At 58.6% G+C, this 24,900-nt stretch carries 20 protein-coding genes; 11 read left to right on the top strand and 9 right to left on the bottom strand.

Annotated elements, in window-relative coordinates:
* The 7 genes from BN1134_RS19555 to mnmL all read right to left on the bottom strand — a co-directional run.
* The coding region (locus BN1134_RS19555) for a retention module-containing protein (RefSeq protein WP_156991633.1) at positions 1-1,637 on the bottom strand (1,637 nt) is incomplete at its 3' end.
* A 256-nt stretch (positions 1,638-1,893) separates the two neighbouring features.
* The gene (locus tag BN1134_RS02460) at positions 1,894-3,819 is read right to left on the bottom strand and encodes a bifunctional diguanylate cyclase/phosphodiesterase (RefSeq protein WP_042045071.1); all 1,926 of its coding nucleotides are present in this window, start codon (positions 3,817-3,819) and stop codon (positions 1,894-1,896) included.
* A gap of 24 nt (positions 3,820-3,843) precedes the next feature.
* Positions 3,844-4,527 (bottom strand): transglutaminase-like cysteine peptidase, encoded by a 684-nt coding sequence (locus tag BN1134_RS19095; RefSeq protein WP_084214683.1) that lies wholly within the window; start codon positions 4,525-4,527, stop codon positions 3,844-3,846.
* 90 nt (positions 4,528-4,617) lie between these two features.
* On the bottom strand, positions 4,618-5,946 hold the full coding sequence (locus BN1134_RS02465) for a TolC family outer membrane protein (protein ID WP_042045049.1): 1,329 nt from the start codon (positions 5,944-5,946) through the stop codon (positions 4,618-4,620).
* Between the two features lie 36 nt (positions 5,947-5,982).
* The gene (locus BN1134_RS02470; protein ID WP_042045050.1) at positions 5,983-7,371 is read right to left on the bottom strand and encodes an HlyD family type I secretion periplasmic adaptor subunit; all 1,389 of its coding nucleotides are present in this window, start codon (positions 7,369-7,371) and stop codon (positions 5,983-5,985) included.
* Positions 7,364-9,508: a type I secretion system permease/ATPase gene (locus BN1134_RS02475; protein ID WP_042045052.1), complete on the bottom strand. Its 2,145-nt coding sequence runs from the start codon at positions 9,506-9,508 to the stop codon at positions 7,364-7,366. The genes BN1134_RS02470 and BN1134_RS02475 overlap by 8 nt, the downstream gene beginning before the upstream one ends.
* 201 nt (positions 9,509-9,709) lie before the next feature.
* Positions 9,710-10,639, bottom strand: coding sequence for a tRNA modification radical SAM protein MnmL/YtqA (gene mnmL, locus BN1134_RS02480; protein ID WP_042045053.1), 930 nt, complete (start codon positions 10,637-10,639; stop codon positions 9,710-9,712).
* A 593-nt stretch (positions 10,640-11,232) separates the two neighbouring features.
* On the opposite strand from mnmL, the gene gltB reads away from it, so the two are divergent.
* The 11 genes from gltB (at position 11,233) to BN1134_RS02535 (ending at position 22,793) form a co-directional block, all read left to right on the top strand.
* The gene (gene gltB / locus BN1134_RS02485; RefSeq protein WP_042045054.1) at positions 11,233-15,690 is read left to right on the top strand and encodes a glutamate synthase large subunit; all 4,458 of its coding nucleotides are present in this window, start codon (positions 11,233-11,235) and stop codon (positions 15,688-15,690) included.
* Between the two features lie 25 nt (positions 15,691-15,715).
* On the top strand, positions 15,716-17,131 hold the full coding sequence (locus tag BN1134_RS02490) for an FAD-dependent oxidoreductase (protein ID WP_042045055.1): 1,416 nt from the start codon (positions 15,716-15,718) through the stop codon (positions 17,129-17,131).
* Positions 17,132-17,260: 129 nt separating this feature from the next.
* The gene (locus tag BN1134_RS02495) at positions 17,261-17,908 is read left to right on the top strand and encodes a MarC family NAAT transporter (protein ID WP_042045056.1); all 648 of its coding nucleotides are present in this window, start codon (positions 17,261-17,263) and stop codon (positions 17,906-17,908) included.
* A 98-nt stretch (positions 17,909-18,006) separates the two neighbouring features.
* Complete coding sequence (locus BN1134_RS02500) at positions 18,007-18,480, top strand: NifB/NifX family molybdenum-iron cluster-binding protein (RefSeq protein WP_042045057.1); 474 nt, start codon at positions 18,007-18,009, stop codon at positions 18,478-18,480.
* Complete coding sequence (locus BN1134_RS02505; protein WP_042045058.1) at positions 18,477-18,674, top strand: hypothetical protein; 198 nt, start codon at positions 18,477-18,479, stop codon at positions 18,672-18,674. The genes BN1134_RS02500 and BN1134_RS02505 overlap by 4 nt, the downstream gene beginning before the upstream one ends.
* Positions 18,675-18,764: 90 nt before the next feature.
* Positions 18,765-19,457 (top strand): 5'-methylthioadenosine/S-adenosylhomocysteine nucleosidase, encoded by a 693-nt coding sequence (gene mtnN / locus BN1134_RS02510; protein WP_042045060.1) that lies wholly within the window; start codon positions 18,765-18,767, stop codon positions 19,455-19,457.
* Complete coding sequence (locus BN1134_RS02515) at positions 19,454-20,386, top strand: cobalamin biosynthesis protein (RefSeq protein ID WP_042045061.1); 933 nt, start codon at positions 19,454-19,456, stop codon at positions 20,384-20,386. The genes mtnN and BN1134_RS02515 overlap by 4 nt, the downstream gene beginning before the upstream one ends.
* Entirely contained in the window at positions 20,379-21,185 is an 807-nt protein-coding gene (locus BN1134_RS02520; protein ID WP_042045062.1) for a cobalamin-binding protein, read from the top strand. Before BN1134_RS02515 ends, BN1134_RS02520 begins: the two co-directional genes overlap by 8 nt.
* Before the next feature lie 10 nt (positions 21,186-21,195).
* On the top strand, positions 21,196-21,570 hold the full coding sequence (locus tag BN1134_RS02525; protein ID WP_042045063.1) for a rhodanese-like domain-containing protein: 375 nt from the start codon (positions 21,196-21,198) through the stop codon (positions 21,568-21,570).
* Between the two features lie 126 nt (positions 21,571-21,696).
* Complete coding sequence (locus BN1134_RS02530; protein ID WP_042045064.1) at positions 21,697-22,335, top strand: trimeric intracellular cation channel family protein; 639 nt, start codon at positions 21,697-21,699, stop codon at positions 22,333-22,335.
* A 56-nt stretch (positions 22,336-22,391) separates the two neighbouring features.
* Entirely contained in the window at positions 22,392-22,793 is a 402-nt protein-coding gene (locus BN1134_RS02535) for a hypothetical protein (RefSeq protein WP_042045066.1), read from the top strand.
* Positions 22,794-22,848: 55 nt separating this feature from the next.
* Here the strand turns inward: BN1134_RS02535 and phnX are convergent, their stop codons facing one another.
* Both phnX and phnW read right to left on the bottom strand, forming a co-directional pair.
* Positions 22,849-23,661 (bottom strand): phosphonoacetaldehyde hydrolase, encoded by an 813-nt coding sequence (gene phnX, locus BN1134_RS02540; RefSeq protein WP_042045067.1) that lies wholly within the window; start codon positions 23,659-23,661, stop codon positions 22,849-22,851.
* 44 nt (positions 23,662-23,705) lie between these two features.
* Complete coding sequence (phnW, locus tag BN1134_RS02545; protein WP_042045069.1) at positions 23,706-24,839, bottom strand: 2-aminoethylphosphonate--pyruvate transaminase; 1,134 nt, start codon at positions 24,837-24,839, stop codon at positions 23,706-23,708.
* Positions 24,840-24,900 lie beyond the last annotated feature (61 nt).

Below are 24,900 nucleotides of genomic sequence, written 5' to 3' on the forward strand. Positions count from 1 at the left end.
ACGTCCCCGTCGCTGTCCAGACCGACCACGTCATTGCCCGCCATCGCCAGGCGGATCGCCCCGCCGTCGGTTGCCGACAGGGTTGTCGCGAGCGAGCCGCCGCTGGGGATCCCCACCAGACTCAAGCTACTACTGATACTGCCAGCACCATCCGCACCATAACTGCCGCCGATGGAAAACAACGCCAGCAGACCACCATTAAAAGTTGTCGTTACTTGTGCCAAGTGACCATTATCGTCATTGACGTAACTATCGTTATTCTCCCCAGTAGCATAATGATCACTATTACCCTGAGTTTCATCCAGGGTAACCATAAAACCATTTATGGTTGGAGAATTGACGATGACATTTAAAGAGGGGACATCGTCGAGAATATTGATATTTAAAGTGGCATTAGAGGTATCACCATCCACATCAGCCAATACTACGCTTAGTGTTTCTTGTAACAGAGAATCACTAACTGGTTGTGTATGCTGTTCACTTTCAAGCAAGGTGTACGTATAAGAAACGGAACCTTGCCCAGTAATAGAATTAAAATTGATAGAATTGATAACCAACGTATTTCCAAGAGGAGTGGTTATGGATATCGGTAGGGGAGCAGCCGAATTATCACTCATTAATAATGTGCCACCCACAGACAAGGTTTGAACCCCATCCTGCGCACTGAAGGTAAAAACACCACTCTGGCTAAGTTGATTTTGGTTAGGATCAGAGCCATCGGGAAAATGACTCTCACTAACCGTAAGGTCTTCACTATTAACAGATACTGGGCTATCTATTGGGTCAATAACAATCGTCAACGTTGACCCAACTTGAGCTACTCCATCAAAAACGACATAACTGATGGACGGAATGTCGCCATCATAGTTAGGAACGGGAGTAAACGTAAAAGAGCCATCAACATTAATGATGAGCGTACCAATTCCTGTCAGGGTCGCAGGCACACCAGCCGGCACACCAACATTAATCCCCCAGTTGTAAGTCAGTACGCTTGACTCATCAGGGCCATCCGGATTTACCGTATTATCGAGCACATTACCGGATACACTCTCCCCTTCAATAACAGTCACCGTTTCATTGCCATCAGAAAGTTGATTATCCAAGATTGGGCTGGCATCGATGGTCTGATCGACTAAAGGTATTGTTCCATAGGTTGTATCAAACCCCGCTTCTGCAAGCGTGGCATCACCGACGCGATCGATAACCACAAAGCCACCGTTCCCGCTGGAACCTGCCACACCACCAATACCGCCGCCGCCAGGACCCGCAGCCGGCGCACCACCCGCCGCTGAGGCTTGAAATGCCTGGGTCGGATCCACACCTTGCAATATTGCTTGTTGTAATGCGGCAATATCACCTGTCGGTGCTGTCTGCGCCGTTTGACCGCCGTTCTCTTGGGGAGTCCCTTCCTGAGATGGAGCAATTGCTTGCTCTACTGGGACATGCTCCGGGGTGGTATTCTGATGATCAACTGGGACCAACCATATTTTCGCGTCATCAGCCAGTTCAATCACGACACCTTTTTGCAAAACATCACCCTTCTTTATCTGACTCCCATGGGTGTTGCCTGCCATGACCCATGCCTGTCCCTGAATCTCAGTGACAGTCGCTGTGTTTTCTACTTTTTGAGTACGCACGGTGGATCTCCTATCAGCTTTCAATCGCTCCAGACTAAAAAGTAGAAAGCCTCAACCTAAACAACCTTATCAATTTATCGAACTGCCAGTCGTAAGATGGGCAGCTATAGAGAAGAAAATAAATAGTTAAAAAACACATTAAAAATCATACTATTACGGATTGCAGTATGAATTGGCGTGCTAACATAAACCACATTTGACTTAACAAAGTAATAAAAAAAACGCCCGAAGGCGTTTTTTATTCTATTTTGTTTATTTAACTCAAAGGGTGTGCCGCTCTGACAAACCCCTGATAACCATCTATATGCAACTTGGCAAGCGCTTGAACCTGAGCATCGCTCTCTACTCTCGTCGCAATCGTTGTGGCACCCGCATTGTGTGCCGTGCGGCATACCGCAGCAAGAAACGCAGTGTCAGCCCCCTCTTCAAGGATCTGACTGGTATAACCATGGTCAACCTTTACATAGGCTGGCTGCAACAGTTCTAAATATCCAAGAGAGTGGAAGTGCCGACCATAATAGTCAACCCCCCAACTGAACCCCTTCTCCTTTAATATTTTAACAAATAATGAAACTTCAGATTGATGCTTCATAATAACACTTTCTGGGATCTCAAATACCAGACGTTCTTTTAAAGAGACTTCTTTATCCAAGAGGCCATCGATCCACTTTATAAAATCTTCAGATACAATACTATTTGGCATTAAATTAATTGCAAGATGCAATTCAGTGTGACGAGCTAAAATATCACATGCCATGGTAAGTACCGCTTGATCAAAATCACAGCCCATTTTAAATTGCTCTACGGCTGGCATGAATTGACTCGCAAAAAAGTCTTGTTCATTCTTATGTATGAATGTGAATAACTCCTCGTGAATAATAGCACCATCTCCAAAGCGACATGCGGGCTGAGCCTTAAAGCGTAGTAGTTGGTCACGAATGGCTTCCTGCACTAAATCACGCCATGCCATACGCCCCATTATATTGGCACTATCATCACCTGATACGATGATAGCTCCACGTCTCTCATTACGAGCTCGGCCTAGTGCATTATCAGCCTTAGTCAGAAGAGTGGGCAAATCTTCATTACACTCTCGAATAACAACACCGATGACAGAAAGAGGGTGCCCCTCATCTATTGGATTTACGACTAAATCCATGATGCGTTCGTTAATTTTATCTGCCAACGTTAACAGCTCATTTTTTTCCGTTGTTGGATAAAGAACTGCATATTCTGTTGCGGAAATCCTAGCAATAGCACTATCAGTTTTTACATTAATAAGTTCTTTAAGTATAGTGGCTATCGACTTCACCATATTATCTCGAGCAGAGAACCCTTCCTCTCTGTATATATCATCAAGTAAGTCAACAGCGACCAATAAGAGCCCACCTTGTCCTGATTCAGCAATCCACGCATTAACTTGAGAGACAAAATAGGCTCGGTTACCTAACCCTGAAACAGCGTCAAGATAAGCTCTTTCTCTTAACTTCTCAGCCTCTTCAGCCTGCTCTTTGAATTGGCAAGCTAATTTACCGGAAAGGGTATTTATTGCTTGAACAACTTGACGCAATTCAAACGTTCTAGGCAGTGGAATTGAATGACCAAAATGGTGAAGCTCAATTTCAACAGCCTGTTTCCGGATCTGCTCTAATGGGCGAAGTAGATAATGTAAGGCTCGTATCAAGAGTAACGCGGTAACAAGAAACCCAACTAAAAACCAACTGGCAAGTTCACTCATACCCGCCCAAAGCTCATAATAAGCCTGCCCAGGATGACCAACAACCCTCAGCTTACCTAACTGTAACCAGCCTGAAGTTAACACTGACTCATAAGAAACTTCAGGGAAAAGTTTCATTCCGACAAACCAAGGGGGAACTCCATTAATATTGGTCGAATTATTCAACTCAATAAAATTATTGGAGGCCAATAAATCAAGGCGGATCTGACGATAATAACCACCATCAAAAACCGCTTTAATAACCGACTCGGCCCCTACTTTATCACCTGTTTCAAGGTAAGGTGTCAGCGCCAAGCCGAGTGAAGTCGCGGTGTTGATAACCGTGGTCTCTTGCTGCTGCGCCAGATAACTGCGTGTAGAGTTGAACTGAACCCAGTATGATGCGAGAAACAATAGACCAAAAAGTAATAACATTGTGGCGAGCAGTTGTCTGTACAAGGTCATAGTTTTCATTCAACTCCATGAGTATCATTCCAAGCGAAGCTTAGGTAGTGCCAGCTTCCCTGTTGTCATACGATTTCTCAGCTCGTTCCACGAGCCTAGCCGTGATGCATTACCAGCCATCTCACCTTGGCCACGAGCCTTCATCAGCCATAGGTGCTGACCATTAAAACTGTATATTGGTATGAGATCATTGCGAGCCGTTGCTGGCCGTATATCTGGGATCAGATTGTCCAAAATAACAGGAACAGAGCTTGGTGTTTCGTAATACGCAACGACCATATGAAACTGGTTATATCTCAACGCCTTTACATAAACCATTCGCATTTTTTCATCTGGGATCCCTAACTCCAAGAGCGTAAAATACTTTGCGATACTGAAATCCTCACAGTCACCGCCAGCAGCCCCAAGAAACTCCAATGGCGTTGCCCAATAATCATTTTTTTGCCACAACCGACTGTCATCAACAAACTGCAGTTGATTAAAAAACGTGTTAACTTTCTGTAGTCGTTGCCGCTCACTCCAAGCAGAACGCCGCCCTTCTTCAGCCAGCAGGCGCCAAGCACTCACTCTTTGTGCCGCCCTTACCCCATAAACTTGCTCAGCCCGTTTTATCATGCGCTGGTCATCAGCAGAGAGGCGCCCATCTGCCGGGACTAGACATGGCAATACCAGTAGCAGACACCACCAGTAACTGCGCACTTTTCGCATAAGATAATGGTGATAGGGCAAGTACTCGAGCTCTCTTGATCTAATTTAAAATAGTGGGGCGTATCTCGTACGCCCCATCCTTGATACCACTTAGTTTTTCGCCGCCAACCATTCACCGGGCTTCTTGAATTGCAAGCCATCAAGCAGGCTTCCCATTGCATTCATGACCCGATAATCGGCAAGTAAGGCGTCATATTCAGCAGTGATATAGCTACGTCTTGCTTCGAACAGTTCGTTTTCCGTGTTAAGCACATCCAGCAAGGTGCGTTGTCCCAGCCCAAACTGCTTCTTATAGGCTTGTACAGTCTCATAGCTCGCATCCACGTGCTGCTGAATATACTCTTTTTGCTTGGCGAGTGACTCTTTGGCATTCCAGGCTAAGCGGGTACCTTCCTCTACTTGGCGGAAGGCATTCATGTGAATATCCTTCGCTTGAGAGTAGAGCGCAGAGGTGGCCTTAGTCTCGGCGACATCGGCCCCCCCACGGAACAAGTTGTAACGCATGCGAACCATGGCGGTTAGCTCATCGTCACGCCCGTTAACCCCACCTACATCATCATTCCAATTCTGGTTCACCTCGAACGCGACATTCGGATAAAAACCAGATTTGGCGCCTTCATACTGATATTTTGCCGCCTCAATATCTTGCAGTGAGGAGAGCAGTGTCGGGTGCTGCTCGGTCGCAATCTTGAGAGCCCCATCCAACGAAGCCGGTAACTTACCTCCATCAGGAACAGGCTGCACCAAATCCTTAGGCTGCATATTAACCACACGGATGAATTCGCTCTCGGCATCGCGATAGTTATTTTCTGCGGCTGCCATATTGGCATAGGCTCTGGCAACGCGACCTTCAATCTGAGTCTGGTCAGCGGTAGAGCCCAGCCCCGACGTGGTTCGCTTGGTGATGTCAGACTTGATCTGCTCATGAACTTCCAGATTGCGCTTGGAAAGCTCCAGGATCTCCTGCTGGCGCAGCATATTGATATACACCTCAGCGGTGCGCAGCGCCGTGTTTTCCGCTTCTGAAACCAGAGCCAACCGCTGGGCCCCCGCTTCAGCCTCAGTGCGAGCCACATTACTGCTGGTATTAAACCCATCGAATATCATCTGCCGCAGACTGATACCGGCCTCTTTACGCGTCTGGGTGGCATCCACATTGGGGTTTCCAGCACCATTGCGGGTCGTGTTATTGTCGACATCGCTGTAACCAACACCACCCGTCAGGTCAACGGTAGGGTAGTAACCGGCTTTGGCCCCATCATGCTGATACATACGTGCCTGATAGAGATCAAAGGCTTCCTTGATCTTAGGATGTGTAGTCAGGGACTGAGCCACTGCTTCTTCCAAGGTCTGAGCCTGCAGGAAGGCAGGTAGCATCATGGCTCCACCGACTAACATCGCAACAACCGTCTTTTTCATGATATCTCCAGTCATGTCGTTGTACTGTGTTGTTGACTATCGTTCCCTCAGTGCCGTCTGTTTCGCTCTCAGTATGGGTTTGAGTAGATATTCGAGGACACTCTTCTTACCAGTAATAATGTCTGTACTGGCCAACATACCGGGGATGATGGGAAGTGCATTTTGCTCATCGCCCAAGTAACTCTTGTCAGTACGAACTCTCACCAGATAGAAGGTATTACCCTCTTCATCCTGGATGGAGTCTGCACTTATCTGTTCCACCTTGCCTTTCAAGCCACCGTAGATGGTGAAATCATAGGCAGTAAACTTCACCACAGCATCCAGACCGGGGCGGATGAAGGCTATGTCTTTAGGAGATATTTTAGATTCAATCAGTAAGGTGTCTTCCAGCGGCACTATCTCCATCATATCCATGCCAGGTTGAACGACCCCCCCGACGGTATTGATCTTGATGGCCTTGACCGTGCCCTTGAGCGGGGCAACCACTATGGTGCGGTCCACCCGATCGCGTAAGCCGACCTGTCCTTCGGAAAGCTGACTCAGTTTGGCCTGTTGCTGGTTGAGCTCCGTCTGAGAGTCAGCCCGGTATTTGAGTGCAATGTCATTGCGCTTGAGCACCGTCTCCCGCAGGACTGAGTTCAGTTTGGGGATCAACAGCCGGTTTGCTTCCAGCTCCCCTTGCATCTCGTTAACTTGTCGCTCCAGCTTAATAAGTTCCACCTGGGGGACGATCCCCTCCTTGGCGAGAGGACGGCTGATATTGAGCTCCTGGCGGGCCAAATCCACACTACGGCCAACCGTTTTGATCTTGGCATTGAGCTCAATCATCTCCTGCTCTTTCTGCTGGATCTGTTGCCCCAGGATATAGAGTTGGTTGGAGAGATTATTCAGCCGTTCATCCCGGGCGGAGACCTGGCGAGCCGCCCTATCCGGAAAGACCTTCTCGAAGCCTTCTGGAAACTCGATGGCAATGGGCTCGACCTTGACCTGATCACGCCAGGGCACATCGGCCGCAGTATTGACCTTGACGCTGGCTATCTCGGCACGCAGGCGAGCCACATCCCCCTTGAGCGTGACCACCTCCTGTTCACGCTCACGAAAATCGGAACGAAAGCGGGTATCGTCAATACGTAGCAGAGGCTGGTTCTTTTCAACGATCTGCCCCTCTTTAACCAGGATCTCCTTGACGATCCCCCCTTCCAGATTCTGGATGACCTGCAATTGCATCGACGGGATCACCTTCCCTTGCCCCTGTGTCACCTCATCCAGTTTTGCCCATGCCGCCCACACGATAGCCGAGATGAAAAAGGCAAAGCTGCACCAGAGCAGAACCCTGGCCCGGGTCGGGGTCGAGAGCAGTACCGCCGCAGAGCCATCGTCGACATAGTCCAGGTGTTCCGGTGGCGGTAAGATCGGTTTATTCATTGCTCATCTCCCGCACCCGCACCTTCCCCTCACGCAGTTGCTGCAACACCTGCTCCTTGGGGCCATCGGCCACGATTTGCCCCTGCTCCATCACGATGACGCGATTGACGACATCCAGCATGGAGGTCTTATGGGTGATGAGCAGTAAGGTGGTCTCACTGCCCAATCGGGCCAGCTCGTTCTTTATCTGCAACTCGGAGCGGTTATCCATGTTGGAGGTGGGCTCATCGAGCACCATGACGGGTGGGTCATTAAGCAGCGAACGGGCCAGCACGATCGCCTGACGCTGACCACCGGATAACTGACGCCCCCCTTCACCGATCTGCTTATCTAGGCCGTTGGGATCTTGGTTAGTAAACTGGGTGACGCCGGCCCGTTTGGCGGCGCGCAATACTTGCTGATCATCAACCAGCGGGTTGCCCAGCATGATGTTGTCACGCACAGTACCAAAGAAGAGGGTCACATCCTGCGGCACGCAGCCGATGTTACGGCGCAGCACTGAGGGGGGGATCTGATCCAGCTCATAGCCATCGAGCCGAACCGAGCCATCAGAGGGGCGGTATAACCCCATCAGCAATTTTTCAAGCGTGGTCTTGCCGGCCCCGATCCGCCCAATGATGGCGACCTTCTCGCCGGGAGTGATACGCAGGTTGATGTTGTGCAGGGTGCTGGTCTCCATCCCCGGATACTTGAAAGAGACATTGTCAAACTCGATCAGCCCTTCGATGACGGGATGATGCACATACTGCTTCCCCTCCTCCTGCTCATCGGGCGAGGCCATGATCTGCTCAAGGATCTGCAGCGCTGACTTGGCCTGGTTATAACGGGTGGAAAGCACCGAGAGCTGCACCATGGGCGCAATCGCACGGCTAGAGAGCATGACCGCCGCTATCATCCCCCCCATGGTCACATTCCCATCGGAAATTTGATAAACCCCAACGATGATCAGCCCGACGGTAACCATTTGCTGGATGTAGCTGGCCAGGGAAGACATGGAGTTGGTGATACGGCGAGTCTGCACCCCCCAGGTCGAAATATGGGCCACGGCCTGCTCCCAGCGATACTGAAACAGGCTCTGGGCACCGAAAATTTTCACCGTTTCGAGGCCGGCAATACTCTCAATCAGGTTGGCATTCTTTTGCGACGCCAACCTGGAGCCCTCTTCGATGCTGCGTTTAAGCGGAGACTGGATATAGATGCTGTAGATAACCAGGATCAGGATGGCTACGAGGGGCACCACCACCATGGGGCCGGCGAAAATCCAGATAATAAACAGGAACAAAAACGCAAAGGGTAGATCGATCAGCGTCGACACCGTGGCCGAGGTAAAAAACTCGCGTATAGACTCAAATTCCTGCAGATGCTTGGCAAAAGCGCCGGTCGAGGCAGGCCGCGCCTCCATCCGCATCCCCATCACCTTGGCGAAGATCTTGGCCGACAGCAGCATGTCCGACTTTTTCCCCGCCACATCGATAAAATAACTGCGCAACTGGCGCATCACAAAATCAAACGTGAACACCACCACGGCCCCCACCGCCAATACCCAGAGCGAGTCAAAGGCCAGGTTGGGGACAATCTTGTCATAGACGTTCATGGTGAACAGAGGGCTGGCAATGGCAAACAGGTTGATGAGAATTGACGCCACCAGCACATCACGATAAATGCCGCGTGACTCAAACAAGGTGCTCCAGAACCAGTGGCCGTGCCGGGTTTCCAGCACCTTGGGCGAGCGGGCATCAAAGCGGAACTGCTTTTTCACAAAGAAGAGCTGCCCGGTGTACTCCTCTTCCAGTTGGCCTGCCGAGAGGGTCTGCTCGGCATCACCGGCCTGGGGAAAAATCACCTTGGCACTCCCTTGCTCTGCATCCCACTCGACCAGAATGCAGGCGCCGCCGCTACGCAGCAGCAACACACAGGGGAGTAAAAGGGGAGAGAGTTGCGCCAATGGCTGCAACGCCTGACGCGCCGCCAACCCGGCTCGTTCGGCGGCGCGGGGGAACAGAGCGGGACTGAGACGACCAGATGGCAGGGGGAGCCCGGTTACCAGCGCATCGCGGCTGTTGGGTACCCCATAGAAACGGGTGAGGAAAACCAGAGCTTCCAAGAGCTCATCTTGCTGCGCCATTCCTGCTTGCATCCTGGTCCCGATCCCTGCTCAATGCTGTATTTTCAGTATATATTGCCGACATCATGCCTATAGCGGCATAAACGGCCATATAAATATGAAAATGGGAGAATTACTCTAATAATTCAGCACGATATTAACTGAAAAAAACTATAACAAAGGCTTAATGACAAGACCATCACGCAAGTCGGATATCTCTTAAATCGACGTGATCTAATTCTCACAATTCAAAAAAACGCGACCAATCGCACAACCTTGTGCTCCGCTCAGGTTCAGTTCAGCAGCAATCGCAGTCATCGCACTCCAGCGGTTCTCACACCACTCAGGGGCCAGCAGGGTGGGTTTGCGCGCCGAAGCCGACACCCTGTGATACACCACCTCGGGCGGCGTGTGCTGGATCATGGCCACCGCCGCCTCGACGTACTCCTCCTGGGTCAGCACGCTGAGCCTGCCCGCCTGCCATGCCTTGCCAAGGGTGCTGCCCGCCACCACGTGCAGGGGGTGCAGCTTGATACCGGCCACCCCTTGCTCAACGACCCGCTGCAAGGTCACCAGGCTGTCCATGGCCCGCTCCCCCGGCAGACCCACGATAAGGTGCGCGCAGACTTTGATGCCACGGGCATGGGCGCGCTGCACCGTATCCACATAAGCGGCAAAGTCATGACCACGGTTGATGCGTCTGAGCGTCGCATCATGGGCACTCTGCAATCCCAGCTCGAGCCAGATCTCATAGCCTTGAGCCTGATAGTGGGCCAGCAGATCGAGCACCGTATCGGGCACGCAGTCGGGCCGAGTGCCGACGCACAAGCCTGCGATGTCAGCAGACTGCAGCGCCTCTTCATACATGGCACGCAAATATTCGACTTCGGCATAAGTGCTGGTATAAGCCTGGAAATAGGCCAGATAGCGGCGGGCGCGGGTCACCTCGTCACGGCGCGCCGCCAACTGCTGCACGATGGAGAGGTGCTGCGCCTGTTCATCGGCAAAGGAGGCCACATTACAGAAGGTGCATCCTCCGCGGCCCAGCGTGCCGTCCCGGTTCGGGCAGGTGAAGGCACCATGCAGGGTCAGCTTGTGGATCTTCTGGCCATGACGGCGCTTGAGATCCTGACCCAGGGTGTTGACCAGTTCGTGTAGCTGCATACTGCCTCCTCGATTGCAGGAGGCGCATTGTACTGCCTTCACATTCGCCCATGCTGAGCTGGATCAAAGCAGGGACTCCTCCGCAACCGAAAGCAGTGCATAACAACTCTTAAAAATAGAATTTTAAATCACCGCTTTTACCACTTTCTCACCACCTTCTCCCCCTCAAAACCTTAATAAATCATCAATAAATGTATGTTTTATTTTATTTTTTAAAATTCTTGGAGAGTTTCAGACAGATTGGGGGCCAGCGCGTGAAAAGTGTGATCGGGGGAGGATTAGCCGGTGCTTGAGGCGTAATTTTACTACATTGCAAGAGCGCCACAGCCTATGTGGCTGCCCTTCGCAAATACAGAAGATTAAACTAAATACAACGAAAAAAAACAAAATCATCTGGGATTTACTACCCAAAAAAACGTTTTTCAAGGTTTTTTGTTATTTAGTTGTAACAACAAAAAGAGCGCAATTCGTCGATTGACCTTGGTTAAAAATCCCTTTAGTTTGAACGTTCGCCACTTCAGGCAGACGGAACCACAAGAGCCATTCGCAATTTATGCAGTTTGCGGAGCAAGGCCGAGCAAGGGAGAAATGCAATGTCACTATATGATCCAAAGCTGGAGAGGGATAACTGTGGCTTCGGCCTGATGGCCCACATGGAAGGGGAAGCCAGCCACAAGCTTGTCCGCCTCGCGATGTCAGCATTGGCTCGCATGCAGCACAGAGGCGGGATCTCCGCCGACGGCAAGACCGGCGACGGCTGCGGTCTGCTGCTGCAAAAGCCCGACAGCTTCTTTCGCGCCATCGCGCAGGAGCAGGGCTGGCACCTGGGCCGCAAATACGCGGTCGGGATGCTGTTTATTAACCCCGATCCGGTGCTGGCCGCCCAGACCCGCGCCATCATCGAGGAAGAGCTGGAAAAAGAGACCCTCAGCCTGATTGGCTGGCGCAAGGTGCCTATCGACACCAACGTGCTGGGTGACATTGCCAAGGCCTCCCTGCCGAGTATCGAACAGGTCTTCGTCAACGCCCCCCCGGGCTGGGTGATGAAGGATCTGGAGCGCCGCCTCTATATCGTGCGTCGCCGCATCGAGCAACGGATCAAGGATGACTACTTCTACGTGGTCAGCCTCTCCAATCTGGTCACCGTCTATAAAGGTCTGTGCATGCCGGTGGATCTGCCGCGCTTCTACCTGGACCTTGCCGATATCCGCATGCAGTCGGCTATCTGCGTCTTCCACCAGCGCTTCTCCACCAACACCAGCCCGCGCTGGCCGCTGGCCCAGCCGTTCCGCTACCTGGCTCACAACGGCGAGATCAACACCATCGCCGGCAACCGCCAGTGGGCCAAGGCCCGTGGTTACAAGTTTGCCACCCCGCTGATCCCCGATCTGCAAGACGCCGCTCCCTTCGTCAACACCACCGGCTCCGACTCCTCCAGCCTCGACAACATGCTGGAGCTGTTCCTCGCCGGCGGGATGGACCTGTTCCGCGCCATGCGCCTGCTGATCCCGCCTGCATGGCAAAAGCACCCCAACATGGACGAGGATCTGCGCGCCTTCTACGACTTCAACTCCATGCACATGGAGCCGTGGGATGGCCCGGCCGGCATCGTCATGACCGACGGCCGCTTCGCCACCTGCGCACTGGATCGTAACGGCCTGCGCCCGGCCCGCTATGTCATCACCAAGGACAAGTTCATCACGCTGGCCTCCGAAGTGGGCACCTGGGACTACACCCCGGACGAAGTGCTGGAGAAGGGCCGGGTCGGCCCGGGCGAACTGTTTGTGGTCGACACCTACAACGGCAAGGTATGGACCAGCTTCGAGATCGATGACGACCTCAAGAGCCGCCACCCTTATAAGGAGTGGATGGGCAAGCACTGCACGCGCCTGGTACCGTTCGAACAGATGGACGACAGCCAGACCGGCGCCCGTGCCTTTGACAATGACATCCTCAAGACCTACCAGAAGCTGTTTGGCTACTCCTACGAGGAGCTAGACCAGGTGATCCGCGTACTCGGTGAGAACGGTCAAGAGGCGGTCGGCTCCATGGGGGATGACACCCCGATGGCGGTGCTCTCCGGCACCCAGCGCAACCTCTATGACTACTTCCGTCAGATGTTCGCCCAGGTCACCAACCCGCCCATCGATCCGCTGCGGGAAAACCACGTCATGTCGCTGGCCACCTGTATCGGTCGCGAGCAGAACGTCTTCAACGAGACCTTCGGCCATGCCCACCGGGTGCTGTTCCAGTCCCCTGTGCTGCTCTACTCCGACGTCAACCAGCTCAAGGCACTCGAGAGCGAACACTACCGCCATCAGGTGATCAGCCTCAATTACCGTCCCGAAGAGGGGCTCGAGGCCGCAATAGTGCGCGTCACCGAAGAGGCCAAGGCGGCCGCCAGCTCGGGCGTGGTGCTGATCGTGCTATCAGATCGCGACATCTCCCCCGATACCCTGCCCATTCCGGCCGCCATGGCGGTGGGTGCGGTGCAGCGCACCCTGGTCGACAACAACCTGCGCTGCGATGCCAACATCCTGGTTGAGACGGCCAGCTGCCGTGACCCGCACCACTTCGCCGTGCTGCTCGGTTTTGGCGCCACCGCCATCTACCCCTATCTCGCCTACGAGACCCTGGCCAAGCAGGTCGAGGAAGGGGTGCTGAAGATGAGCCTGCGCGATGCCATGCTGAACTTCCGCAACGGCATCAACAAGGGGCTCTACAAGGTGATGTCCAAGATGGGCATCAGCACCGTGGCCAGCTACCGCTGCTCCCAGCTGTTTGAGGCCGTCGGTCTCTCCAAGTCCATCGTTGATCTGTGTTTTCGCGGCGTCTCGAGCCGGATTGCCGGCGCCGACTTTGCCGACATCCAGCAAGATCTGCACAACCTCTCCCAGCGCGCCTGGATTGAGCGTAAGCCCCTCAATCAGGGCGGCCTGCTCAAGTTTGTGCACGGTGGCGAGTACCACACCTATAACCCGGACGTGGTGCGTACCCTGCAAGAGGCAGTGCGCTCCGGCAACTATGCCGACTACAAGGAGTACGCCAAGCTGGTCAACGAGCGCCCGGTGGCCACCCTGCGTGATCTGATGGTGCTCAAAACCGGTCAAACCCCGCTGCCCGTGGAGCAAGTGGAGCCGGCGCAGGATCTATTCAAGCGCTTTGACTCCGCCGCCATGTCCATCGGTGCCCTCGGCCCCGAGGCCCATGAGGCGCTGGCGGTGGCCATGAACCGCCTCGGCGGTCAGAGCAACTCCGGTGAGGGTGGCGAAGATCCGCGCCGCTTCGGTACCGAGAAGAACTCGCGCATCAAGCAGGTGGCCTCGGGCCGCTTCGGGGTGACGCCGCACTACCTGATGAACGCCGACGTGGTGCAGATCAAGGTGGCCCAAGGTGCCAAGCCGGGTGAAGGCGGCCAGCTGCCCGGCGACAAGGTGACCGCACAGATCGCCAAGCTGCGCTACTCGGTGCCGGGGGTGACCCTCATCTCCCCGCCGCCGCACCACGACATTTACTCCATCGAGGACCTGGCCCAGCTCATCTTCGACATCAAGCAGATAAACCCGAGCTGCCTGGTATCGGTCAAGCTGGTCTCCGAGCCCGGTGTCGGCACCATCGCCTGCGGCGTGGCCAAGGCCTATGCAGACCTCATCACCATCTCAGGTTATGACGGCGGCACCGGCGCCAGCCCCATCACCTCGGTCAAGTACGCCGGCTCCCCGTGGGAGCTGGGGCTGGCCGAGACCCAGCAGGCCCTGGTCGCCAACGGCTTGCGCCACAAGGTGCGCCTGCAAGTGGACGGCGGTCTCAAGACCGGTCTCGACATCATCAAGGCAGCCATTCTCGGCGCCGAGAGCTTCGGCTTCGGTACCGGCCCCATGGTGGCGCTTGGTTGCAAATACCTGCGTATCTGCCACCTCAACAACTGCGCCACCGGGGTGGCGACGCAAGATGAGAAGCTGCGCCGCGAGCACTTCATCGGCCTGCCGGAGATGGTGATGAACTACTTCAGCTTCATCGCCGAGGAGACCCGCGAGCTGATGGCTGCGCTCGGGGTCGCCAAGCTGACCGACCTCATCGGTCGCACCGATCTGCTCGAGGTGCTGCCGGGCATCACCGCCCGTCACGGCAAGCTGGATCTCTCCGGCATCTTGGCCAAACCGGTGCCGGTGCCGGGCTCGTCCCTGTTCTGCCAGCAGACCAACGACACCTTCGACAAGGGGCCGCTCAACCTGCGCATGGTCGAAGATCTGTTGCAGGCGGTCGAGAACAAGTCCGGCGGCGAGTTCCGCTACGACATCCGCAACACCGATCGCTCAGTAGGCGCCCGCCTGTCGGGTGAGATCGCCAAGCGCCACGGCAACCAGGGGATGGCAGCCGATCCGGTGAAGGTGCACTTCAACGGCACCGCCGGCCAGAGCTTCGGGGTGTGGAACGCAGGTGGTCTCGAGATGATCCTGACCGGTGACGCCAACGACTATGTGGGTAAGGGGATGACCGGCGGCAAGCTGGTGATCAAGCCCCACGTCGGCGTGTCGTTCAAGTCCCACGAGGCAGCCATCATCGGCAACACCTGCCTCTATGGCGCCACCGGTGGCAAGCTGTTTGCGGCCGGCACCGCCGGCGAGCGCTTCGCGGTGCGTAACTCCGGCGCCCTGGCGGTGGTCGAGGGGATCGGCGACAACGGCTGCGAATACATGACCGGCGGCATCGTCACCGTCCTCGGTGACACCGGCGTCAACTTCGCGGCGGGCATGACCGGCGGTTTCGCCTACGTGCTCGACGAGAGCGGCAGTTTTGCCAAGCGCACCAACCCGGAGCTGGTCGAGCTGCTGGAGGTGGCGGATCTGGCCATCCATCAGGAGCACCTGCGCGGCATCATCACGGCGCACCTCAATGAGACCGGCAGCCACCGCGCCGAGGAGATCCTGGCGAATTTCGACGCCTATGTGCCCAAGTTCCGCCTGGTCAAACCCAAGTCCAGCGACGTCAAGTCACTGCTGGGTCACACCAGTCGGTCGAGTGCAGAACTCCGTGTTCAGGCGATGTAAGGCGGCGATGTAAGGAAACAATGAAATGAGCCAGAACGTATTCCAATTTATTGATGTGCAGCGGGTCGACCCGCCGAAGAAGCCGCTCAAGATCCGCAAGATCGAATTTGTGGAGATCTACGAGTCGTTCAACCAGAGCCAGGTGCAGATGCAGGCGGATCGCTGCCTCGACTGCGGCAACCCCTACTGCGAGTGGAAGTGCCCGGTGCACAACTACATCCCCAACTGGCTGAAGCTGGCCAACGAGGGGCGCATTCTGGAGGCGGTGGAGCTCTCCCACCAGACCAACAGCCTGCCGGAAGTGTGCGGCCGGGTCTGTCCGCAAGATCGCTTGTGCGAAGGGGCCTGCACCCTGAGCGATCGCTTCGGTGCCGTCACCATCGGCAACATCGAAAAATACATCACCGACAAGGCGTTCGAGATGGGCTGGAAGCCCGATCTCTCCAAGGTGGTCAAGAACGGCAAGCGCGTTGCCATCATCGGTGCCGGCCCGGCAGGGCTGGCCTGTGCCGACGTGCTGGTGCGCAGCGGCGCCACCCCTGTGGTGTTTGACCGCAACCCGGAGATCGGTGGCCTGCTCACCTTCGGCATCCCCTCCTTCAAGCTGGAAAAAGAGGTGATGCAGCGCCGGCGCAAGATCTTCACCGAGATGGGGGTGGAGTTCCGCCTCGGGGTCGAGGTGGGCAAGGATGTCCAGTTCAGCGATCTGGTGACCGAGTTCGACGCCGTCTTCCTCGGGGTCGGCACCTACACCTACATGAAGGGCGGCTTTGACAACGAGGCGGCGCCTGGGGTCTACGACGCCCTGCCCTACCTCATCGCCAACGCCAACCGGCTGCTCGGCTTTGAGAAGAGCGCAAGCGACTACATCGACTTCGCCGGTAAGCAGGTGGTGGTGCTCGGTGGCGGTGACACCGCCATGGACTGTGTGCGCACCGCCATCCGCCAGGGCGCTTCTCGCGTCATCTGTGCCTATCGTCGTGACGAGGAGAACATGCCCGGCTCCAAGCGCGAGGTGCAAAATGCCCGCGAAGAGGGGGTGGAGTTCATGTTCAACCTGCAACCGGTGGGAGTCGAGCTCAATGCCGACGGGCAGGCTTGCGGCATCAAGGTGGTGAGCACCGAGCTCGGCGCCCCCGATGCCAACGGCCGCCGCAGCCCCGTGGTGGTCGCCGGCTCCGAACAGGTGCTGGCCGCCGATGCGGTGGTGATGGCGTTTGGCTTCCAGCCGAGCCCCTCCCCCTGGATGGCGCAGCACGGCATCGGTCTTGACAGCCGTGGCCGTATCCAGGCGCCGGAGCAGGCCGAGTTCGCCTTCCAGACCAGCAACCCCAAGGTGTTCGCCGGTGGCGACGCGGTGCGTGGCTCGGATCTGGTGGTGACCGCCATCTACGAGGGGCGCAAGGCCGCCGAGGGGATCCTCGACTACCTCAAGGTGTAAGCTCTGCTCCCAAAAGGCCAGGCATCTGCCTGGCCTTTTTTATTTCGTTATCAATTCAGACCCCAGTCAGGCGGGGTGTGCTTGAATGCCCCCCTTTGCTCCCCCCACCACTGCTTGAGACAACTGTTCATGCTGGATCTCATCAAGGTCATCGGGCTCGGCCTGATGGTATTGCTGCCGCTGGCCAACCCCCTCACCACGGTCGCCCTCATGCTCGGCCTGTGTGGCGACATGTCCTATCAGGAGCGCCATCGCCAGTCCTGGCGCGCCTCGCTGTACGTCTTCATCATCATGATGGTGGCCTACTACGCCGGCCAGATGGTGATGAGCACCTTCGGCATCTCGATCCCCGGCCTGCGTATCGCCGGCGGCCTCATCGTCAGCTTCATCGGCTTTCGCATGCTGTTCCCCCCACCCAAGGTGGCCACCGAACAAGCCGAAGCCCCCAAGGACATCGCCTTCATCCCCCTGGCGATGCCCAGCACAGCCGGCCCCGGCACCATCGCCATGATCATCAGCTCGGCCTCGACCGTCGATCAGTTCACCGCCTACCAGCCCTGGGTGCTGTTGGCCGCGCCGCCGCTCATCTTTCTCTCGGTCAGCCTGATCCTGTGGGGCTGTCTGCGCAGCTCCGACGCCATCATGCGGCTGGTCGGCCCGGGCGGTATCGAGGCCATCTCGCGCCTGATGGGCTTTCTGCTGGTCTGCATGGGAGTGCAGTTCATCATCAACGGCGTGCTGGAGATCATCGCCTCCTACCAGATACCCGTCGCCTAACACCGCCCCCGAGCCCGCCTTCTTGGCGGGCTTTTTATTTGCATGTGATCCCCGAACCGGCTTATAAATAGCATATGCCACTTATAAGGAGAGCCGACATGCTCATCGCCACCCCGACCGAGGCCCAGCGCCTCACCCCCCACTGCGCCAAGGCCCCCGAATTTGTGCTGCAAGATCAGAGCGGACGCCTGCTCGGCCAGCTCGCCAACCCGGCCGGCGACGGCTGCCAGGGACGGCGCGCCCTGCCCGAGCGGCTGATCGCCCGCGGCGTCACCCATCTGGTGGTGCGCCGCATCGGAGAAAAGATGCTGGCGCGTATGCTCGCCGCTGGCCTGGTGGTGCTGCGCGCCGAGCGTGGCTGGCAACCGGGGCAGCGCGTCTCAGGGCAATGGGAGCGCCTGAGCGATGCCAGCCAGGGGGCCCCCTCCCGGCAGCAACACAGTTGCGCCTCCCATCAGGGCGCGGCGCACGAGTGCGGCGGCCAGGGTGGGGAGTGCCAGACGAAGACCCACTGCTGCACCCGCCGCGCGGCCACCCCACTCATCTCCCTGCGCCGCAAGGTGGCCCCATGACGCTCCTCTGGTCGCTGGCGGCCGCACTGGGTCTGTTTGCCGCCCTGTTCCTGCTGCTCTGGTCGCGCCAGCGCTATCTCTCCCGCGGCAAGCAAGAGGAGGTGCCGCTGCGCCCCTGCGGCTGTACGCACTCTTGTGGCGAGCATCTGCATCAGATCCGTGAGCCGGGCAGCACGTCAGAAACGCCGCGCTGACCCCGCCGGCAGGACTCGGCGCCCGACCCAACCTTTGCTATCATGGCCGCCAGATTTTCCGGCCACACGGCCATGACGACGAGGTTGACGATGAAAGTAGGCATTATCGGGGCAATGGAGCAGGAAGTGGCGCTGCTGCGCAGCCAGCTGGCTGGGCTCGAGACTCTGAAGGTGGGCGGCTGCGAGTTTTACCGCGGCCAACTGGCCGGCCATGAGGTGATCCTGACCCGCTCCGGCATCGGCAAGGTGGCCGCCAGCGTGGCCACCAGCCTGCTCATCGAGAAGTTCGCCCCCGATTACGTCATCAACACCGGCTCCGCCGGCGGCTTCGCCCAGGAGCTGCACATCGGTGACGTGGTGATCGCCAGCGAAATGCGCTTTCACGACGTGGATGTCACCGCCTTCGGCTACGAGATGGGCCAGATGGCCCAGCAGCCGGCCGCCTTCCCGTGCGATGAGAAGCTGATGGCGCTGGCCGCCGAGAGCATCCGCGAGCAGGGCAAGCACCAGAGCCTGGTCGGCCTCATCTGCACTGGCGATCAGTTCATGTGCAAGCCCGACGCCATCGCCAAGGCCCGCGCCGACTTCCCGCAGATGCTGGCGGTCGAGATGGAGGGGGCCGCCATCGGCCAGGTGTGCCACATGTTCGGCGTCCCCTATCTGGTGGTACGCGCCATGTCTGACATCGCCGGCAAGGAGCAGGTGGAGTCCTTCGATGCCTTCATCGAGGTGGCCGGCCAGCACTCTGCCGAAGTGATCCTGGCGCTGCTCGCCAAGCTGTGATCCCACTTGAGCACCTGGCGGCCACCCCGGCCGCCATCCTCGTCGGGGCGGCCCTGCTCGAGGCGCTGCTGCCATGGCCCGCGCACCTGCGCCTGTCGGCGCTGGTGCCCCTGCTCACCCGTCTTGGCCACAAGGTGCGCCGTCCCGACGGAGCCCCTGCGGTGCAGCAACGCTCCGGCCTGCTGGCAACTCTGGTAGTGTGGCTGCCGTGCGCGGCCCTGCTCTGGTCGGTGCGCAATCTCGCCCTCTCTGAGCCCCTCTTCGATCTGCTGATCCTGCTGCTGCTGATCGAGTCGCGCCCCTTGCGTGAACTGGCGCAGGCCAACCGCCAGCTGGCGCAAGGGGAGACTCTGCCGCTGGCCCTCTTGCAGGCAGCCCCCTGGCTCAAACGCGGCACCGAGCGCCTCTCGGCCCTCGGGGTGAGCAAGGCGGTGACCGAAACGGTGGCTCTGCGTCTGGTGGCCCAGTGGGCCGGCCCCCTGTTTGGCTTCCTGCTGGCCGGGGTGCAGGGGGCGATGCTGTGGCGCCTTGCCTCCCTGCTGACCCAGGCCTTCTCCCCCAAGGAGCCCGATTTTACCCACTTCGGCCTGCCGGTGGCGCGCCTCTACCAGGCGCTGGCCACCCTGCCGGCCCTGCTGCTGGCGCTGCCCCTGCTGGCCGGACGCGGCATGGGGCGGGTGGCGCGCGGCGGCCTGCGCTGGCCCTTCCCGGCCGGCGGTGTGCTGCTGGCCCTGCTGGCCGCCCGGCTGCGGGTACGCCTCGGCGGCCCACGCTTCTACGCCGGCGACAAGCTGCGCTTCCCCGTGCTCGGCGAGGGGGATGAACCCACGGCCAGCACGCCGGCACGCGCCCTAGCGCGGCTACAGATGATGGGCTGGGGCTGGCTACTGCTGACCTTGTTGCTCACCCTGGGAGGTGAGTTTGTCTAAATGGCTGCCCCTGCTGCTGCTGTTCAGTGCGCTGGCCGGCGCCACACCGCAGCGCATCGTGAGCCTCACCCCCCACATTACCGAGCTGCTCTATCTCATCGGCGCCGGCGATCGCATCGTCGCCACCGACGATGCCTCCGACACGCCGCCCGAGGCGCGCCGGCTGCCCCACGTGGCCAACTACCGCAGCATCAACAGCGAGGCGCTGCTGGCGCAGCAACCGGATCTGGTGGTGGCGTGGCGCCCGGCCCAGGCCCGCATGCTCGAGCCGGTGGCCCGCCTCGGCGTGCCCGTCTTCTATTCCGATCCCACCGACTTTGCCTCTCTCTCCGGCGAGATGCGTGCCCTCGGCCAGTTGCTAGGGGTCACGACGCAGGCCAATGCCGCTGCCGACGCCTTCGATGCCCGGCTGGCCCAGCTGCGCGAGCGCTACGGCAAGAAGGAGCCGGTGCGGGTCTTCTACCAGCTGTGGAATCCGCCGCTCACCAGCGTCAGCGGCATCGCCTGGCCAGCCCAGGCCATCACCCTGTGCGGTGGCAACAACGTGGTGGGCGAGGCAACCAGCCCCTATCCGCAGATCGGAATCGAGGAGGTGCTGCGCGCCAATCCGCAGCTGATTGTCGCCGGCAGCCAACATGAGGCGGTGTTGGAGCACTGGCGCCAGTGGCCTATGCTCGAGGCGGTGCGCCGCGATGCTCTGGTGTTGGTCAATCCCGACCAGCTACACCGCTTCACCCCGCGCGCCCTCACGGCCGTCGAGGCACTGTGTCAGGCCATCGATGCCGTCCGCCACCCTTAAAGGAGCCTTCATGCGTCCCCTCATTGCCCTGCTTGTGCTGTTCTGCGCCCCCGTGCTGGCGGCGCTCCCCATCGACCCGCAGACCCTGCTGGCCTGGCAGCAGAAGGAGCACCCTCCCCTGCTGCTCGACGTGCGCACCGCCGCCGAGTTCGATGCAGGCCATATTCCCGGCGCCCGCAACCTCTCGAGCGACCAGCTCAGCGCCCGGCTGGGCGAGCTCAAGGGGTTCGAGCAGCAGCCGGTGGTGGTCTACTGCCGCAGCGGACGGCGCGCCGCTCTGGTCGAGGCCCAGCTGGAGAAGCAAGGCTTCACCCAGATCTATCACCTGACCGGTGACTGGCAGGGCTGGGTAAAGGCCAAACACCCGGTCAGAACAGCCGATTGAGCCCCTTTGAGCCCGGCGCCAGCACAAAAATCGTGGCGCCGCTCTCGATTCCTGCACTCCCCGTTGGCAGCCGACGCCGCCTCCCCTACAATCGCCGCCCAATCTTTGAGTGTGAGCAGTCTCTCGATGACGACCCTAGTGGATCAGATTGTTTATGCCTGTGACATGTTCGGCACCGCCGTGTTCGCCTTCTCGGGGGTACTGGTGGCCGGTCGCATGCGCATGGATGGCTTTGGCGTGCTGGTGCTGGCCGCCGTGACCGCCATCGGCGGTGGCACCATTCGCGACATGATCCTCGGCGCCACCCCGGTGTTCTGGGTGCGCGATCCGCTCTATATCTGGGTGGTGCTCGCCACCGCCTTCTTTGGCATGTGGCTGGTGCGCCTGCCGCGCCGTCTCCCCTGGTATGTGCTGCCGGTGGCCGATGCCTTCGGGCTGGCCCTGTTTACCATGATCGGCGCCCAGAAGGCGCTCCACTTCGGTACTTCTGGGATCATCGCCGTCCTGATGGGCACCATGACCGGGGTCGCCGGCGGGGTGATCCGCGACGTGCTGGCCCGCGAGGTGCCCATGGTGCTGCAAAAGGAGATCTACGCCACCGCCTGCATCCTCGGCGGCATCCTCTACACCCTGGCGCTGCACCTTGGTCTGGATCGGCTGTCGGCCATGCTCATCTGCATCGGCGCCGTGTTCAGCCTGCGGGTGGCCGCCATTTATTGGCACCTCTCCCTGCCCACCTTCTCATTGGAGCGTCGCCAGGATTGAACCAAAGGGCAGGATCTGGTGTCATACGTTGTGGTTATTGCTAGTCGGAACCCCAGATGCTCAAATCAGGTCTCTTCACTTCCCTGCTGCTGCTATCGGCCGGATGCCATGCCCAATCCCAACTGTTGATCGGCCGGCTCGCCTCTGCGCCGGTACAGCATTTCAACCAGCAGATCCAGGAAGCCGGCTCGCACCGTCAGGGATGGGTCAACGATTACCGCGAGGTGGCGCTGCGCTTTATCAATCGCGATCTCCCCAGCCGGATCCAGGCCCAGCAGCTCGATAACGACCTGATCCTCTCGGTCGCCCTCAACAGCCGCCAGAGCGACATGCTCTACATCCTGACCCTCTACCGCCAGAACAACCTGTGGCAGATGCGCAATGCCGAGATGGGCTGGCGCTGCGCCGGGGCCATGGCCTTCACCCCGGTCCCCTGCCCCAACGAGCAAGTCCACTGAATCATAAAAACCCCTCGCCCGGCATTCGCCGGGCGAGGGGTTTTCCAGGTGCCGCTCAGGGACGCTCGCCGCGCGCCAGCCGCGCCGCTATCTCGGCGATCACCGGCTCGATGTCGGCCAGGGTGTCTATCACGTAGTGCGCCCCCGCCGCCTTGAGGCGCTCGCTCGCCCGCTCACGGCGCTGGGCTATCTCCTCCGGCGTCATGGCCTGAAACGCCTCCCAGGTGGCGCCGAACTCATTGCCGGAAACCGCCAACCCCACGGTCCACATGCCGGCCCTCTTCCCCTCCTCGATACCGGGGATCGCATCGTCCACCTTGATGCAGTGAGCCACATCACCGACGCCGAGGCGCACCACATTCTCCAGCGCCATCCAGGGGCCAGGGCGGGCCCCGGCCGGCAGATCGTCACTGGCCACCCAGTGATCGGGGCGATAGCCATGGGCCGCCGCCGCCGGCACCAAGGCCTCCATCACGGCGCGCGGATACCCGGAGCAGGAGCCCAGCTTGATCCCCCTTTCGCGCAAACGATCCAGCACCGGCAGCACCCCGGCGATGGGGGCGCTGTAACGGGCGACCGCCTCTATCTGTAGTGGCATGAAGGTGGCGTAGATGAAATCCACGTCACTTCTCCCCATGGGGCGGCCAAAGCGGGCCTGCCAGCGCGCCGCCACCTCGGGCAGCTGGCCTAGGGTATGGATATGATCCCACTTGCCCAGCCCCATGGGGACCCGCGCCTCGGCCAGCGAAATGGGAAAATCGAACGCCTCGGCAAAGGCCTCCACGAAGATGGCGGTCGGGGCAAAGGAGCCAAAATCGACCACGGTACCGGCCCAGTCGAGGATCAGGGCTTCAATCTGGTTGTTCATCGTCTTCTCCAACAGATAGCGCCGGCCTTGGCCGGCGAAAAGGGTTACGCCATGAGCGGCTCACATGCCTTCGCCACCGCTGCCAGCAGGGCATCGATCTGCGCAGGGGAGACGTCGCCTATGTTGCCAATACGAAAGCAATCGGCCTGAGAGACCTTGCCCGGATAGATGACAAATCCCTGCTCCTTGAGCGCCTGATAGAAATCGGCAAAGCGATAGTCTGGGTGGGTCGGCGAGTGAAAGGCGGTGATGATGGGCGAATGCCAGTGGCGGGCCAGCAGCGGGCGAAAACCGAGCCGCTCCATCCCCGCCACCAGCCGCCGCTGATTCTCGCTATAGCGCCGGTGGCGGGCGCTTATTCCCCCCTCCTGCTCCAGTTCGCGCAGGGCCTGGGCGAAGGCGAGCACCACATGGGTCGGTGAAGTGAAGCGCCACTTACCCCCCTGGGTCTCCATGGCGTGCCACTGCCCGTGCAGATCGAGCGAGAGGCTGCGCGCCCGGCCGGCACACGCCTCGAGCGCACACCGCCTGGCCACGACAAAGCCAAACCCCGGCACCCCCTGAATGCACTTGTTGGCCGAGCTGATGAGAAACTCCACCCCCAGCTCGCCGATGTCCATCGGAATGCCGCCAAAGCTGCTCATGGCATCAACAATCAACCGGATGCCACGCAAGCGGCACAGGGCCGCCACCTCGTCGAGCGGATTGAGCATGCCGGTGGTGGTCTCGCAGTGCACCATGGCCAGATGGGTGATGTCGGGGTGGGCGATGAGCAGCTGCTCAATCTCGGCTAAGTGCGGGCGCTGGGTCTCGCCGCAGTCGAGCGCGAGATGGTTGAGGCCGAGCAGGCGGGCCATCTCAACCATGCGGGCCCCATAGGCCCCGTTGTTGATGATGAGCAGCCGCTCCTGCTTGCCGATGGCGCAGCCGAGCACACATTCGACCACATAGGTGCCGCTCCCCTGTAGCAGCACGCAGCTGTAGTCGGCGCCATGGCGAGCCGTTGCCAGGCGCACCAGCTCGCGGCGCACCGGCTCGACCACCCCCAGGTTGTAGTCACTGTCCCAGGTGCAGCTGTCTTGCAGCATGGCGGCGCGCACCGTGGCTGTGGTGGTCAACGGGCCCGGGGTAAGCAGCAGATAGTCGACGGCGGGACGGGCAGCGGGGATCTCGGTCATGACAGACTCCTAATTGGTATAGACCAGAAACTTAGCGCATTGTGGGGAAAGGGGGGGGTGG

This window comes from Aeromonas simiae (assembly GCF_000820125.1).
Classification (GTDB): domain Bacteria; phylum Pseudomonadota; class Gammaproteobacteria; order Enterobacterales; family Aeromonadaceae; genus Aeromonas; species Aeromonas simiae.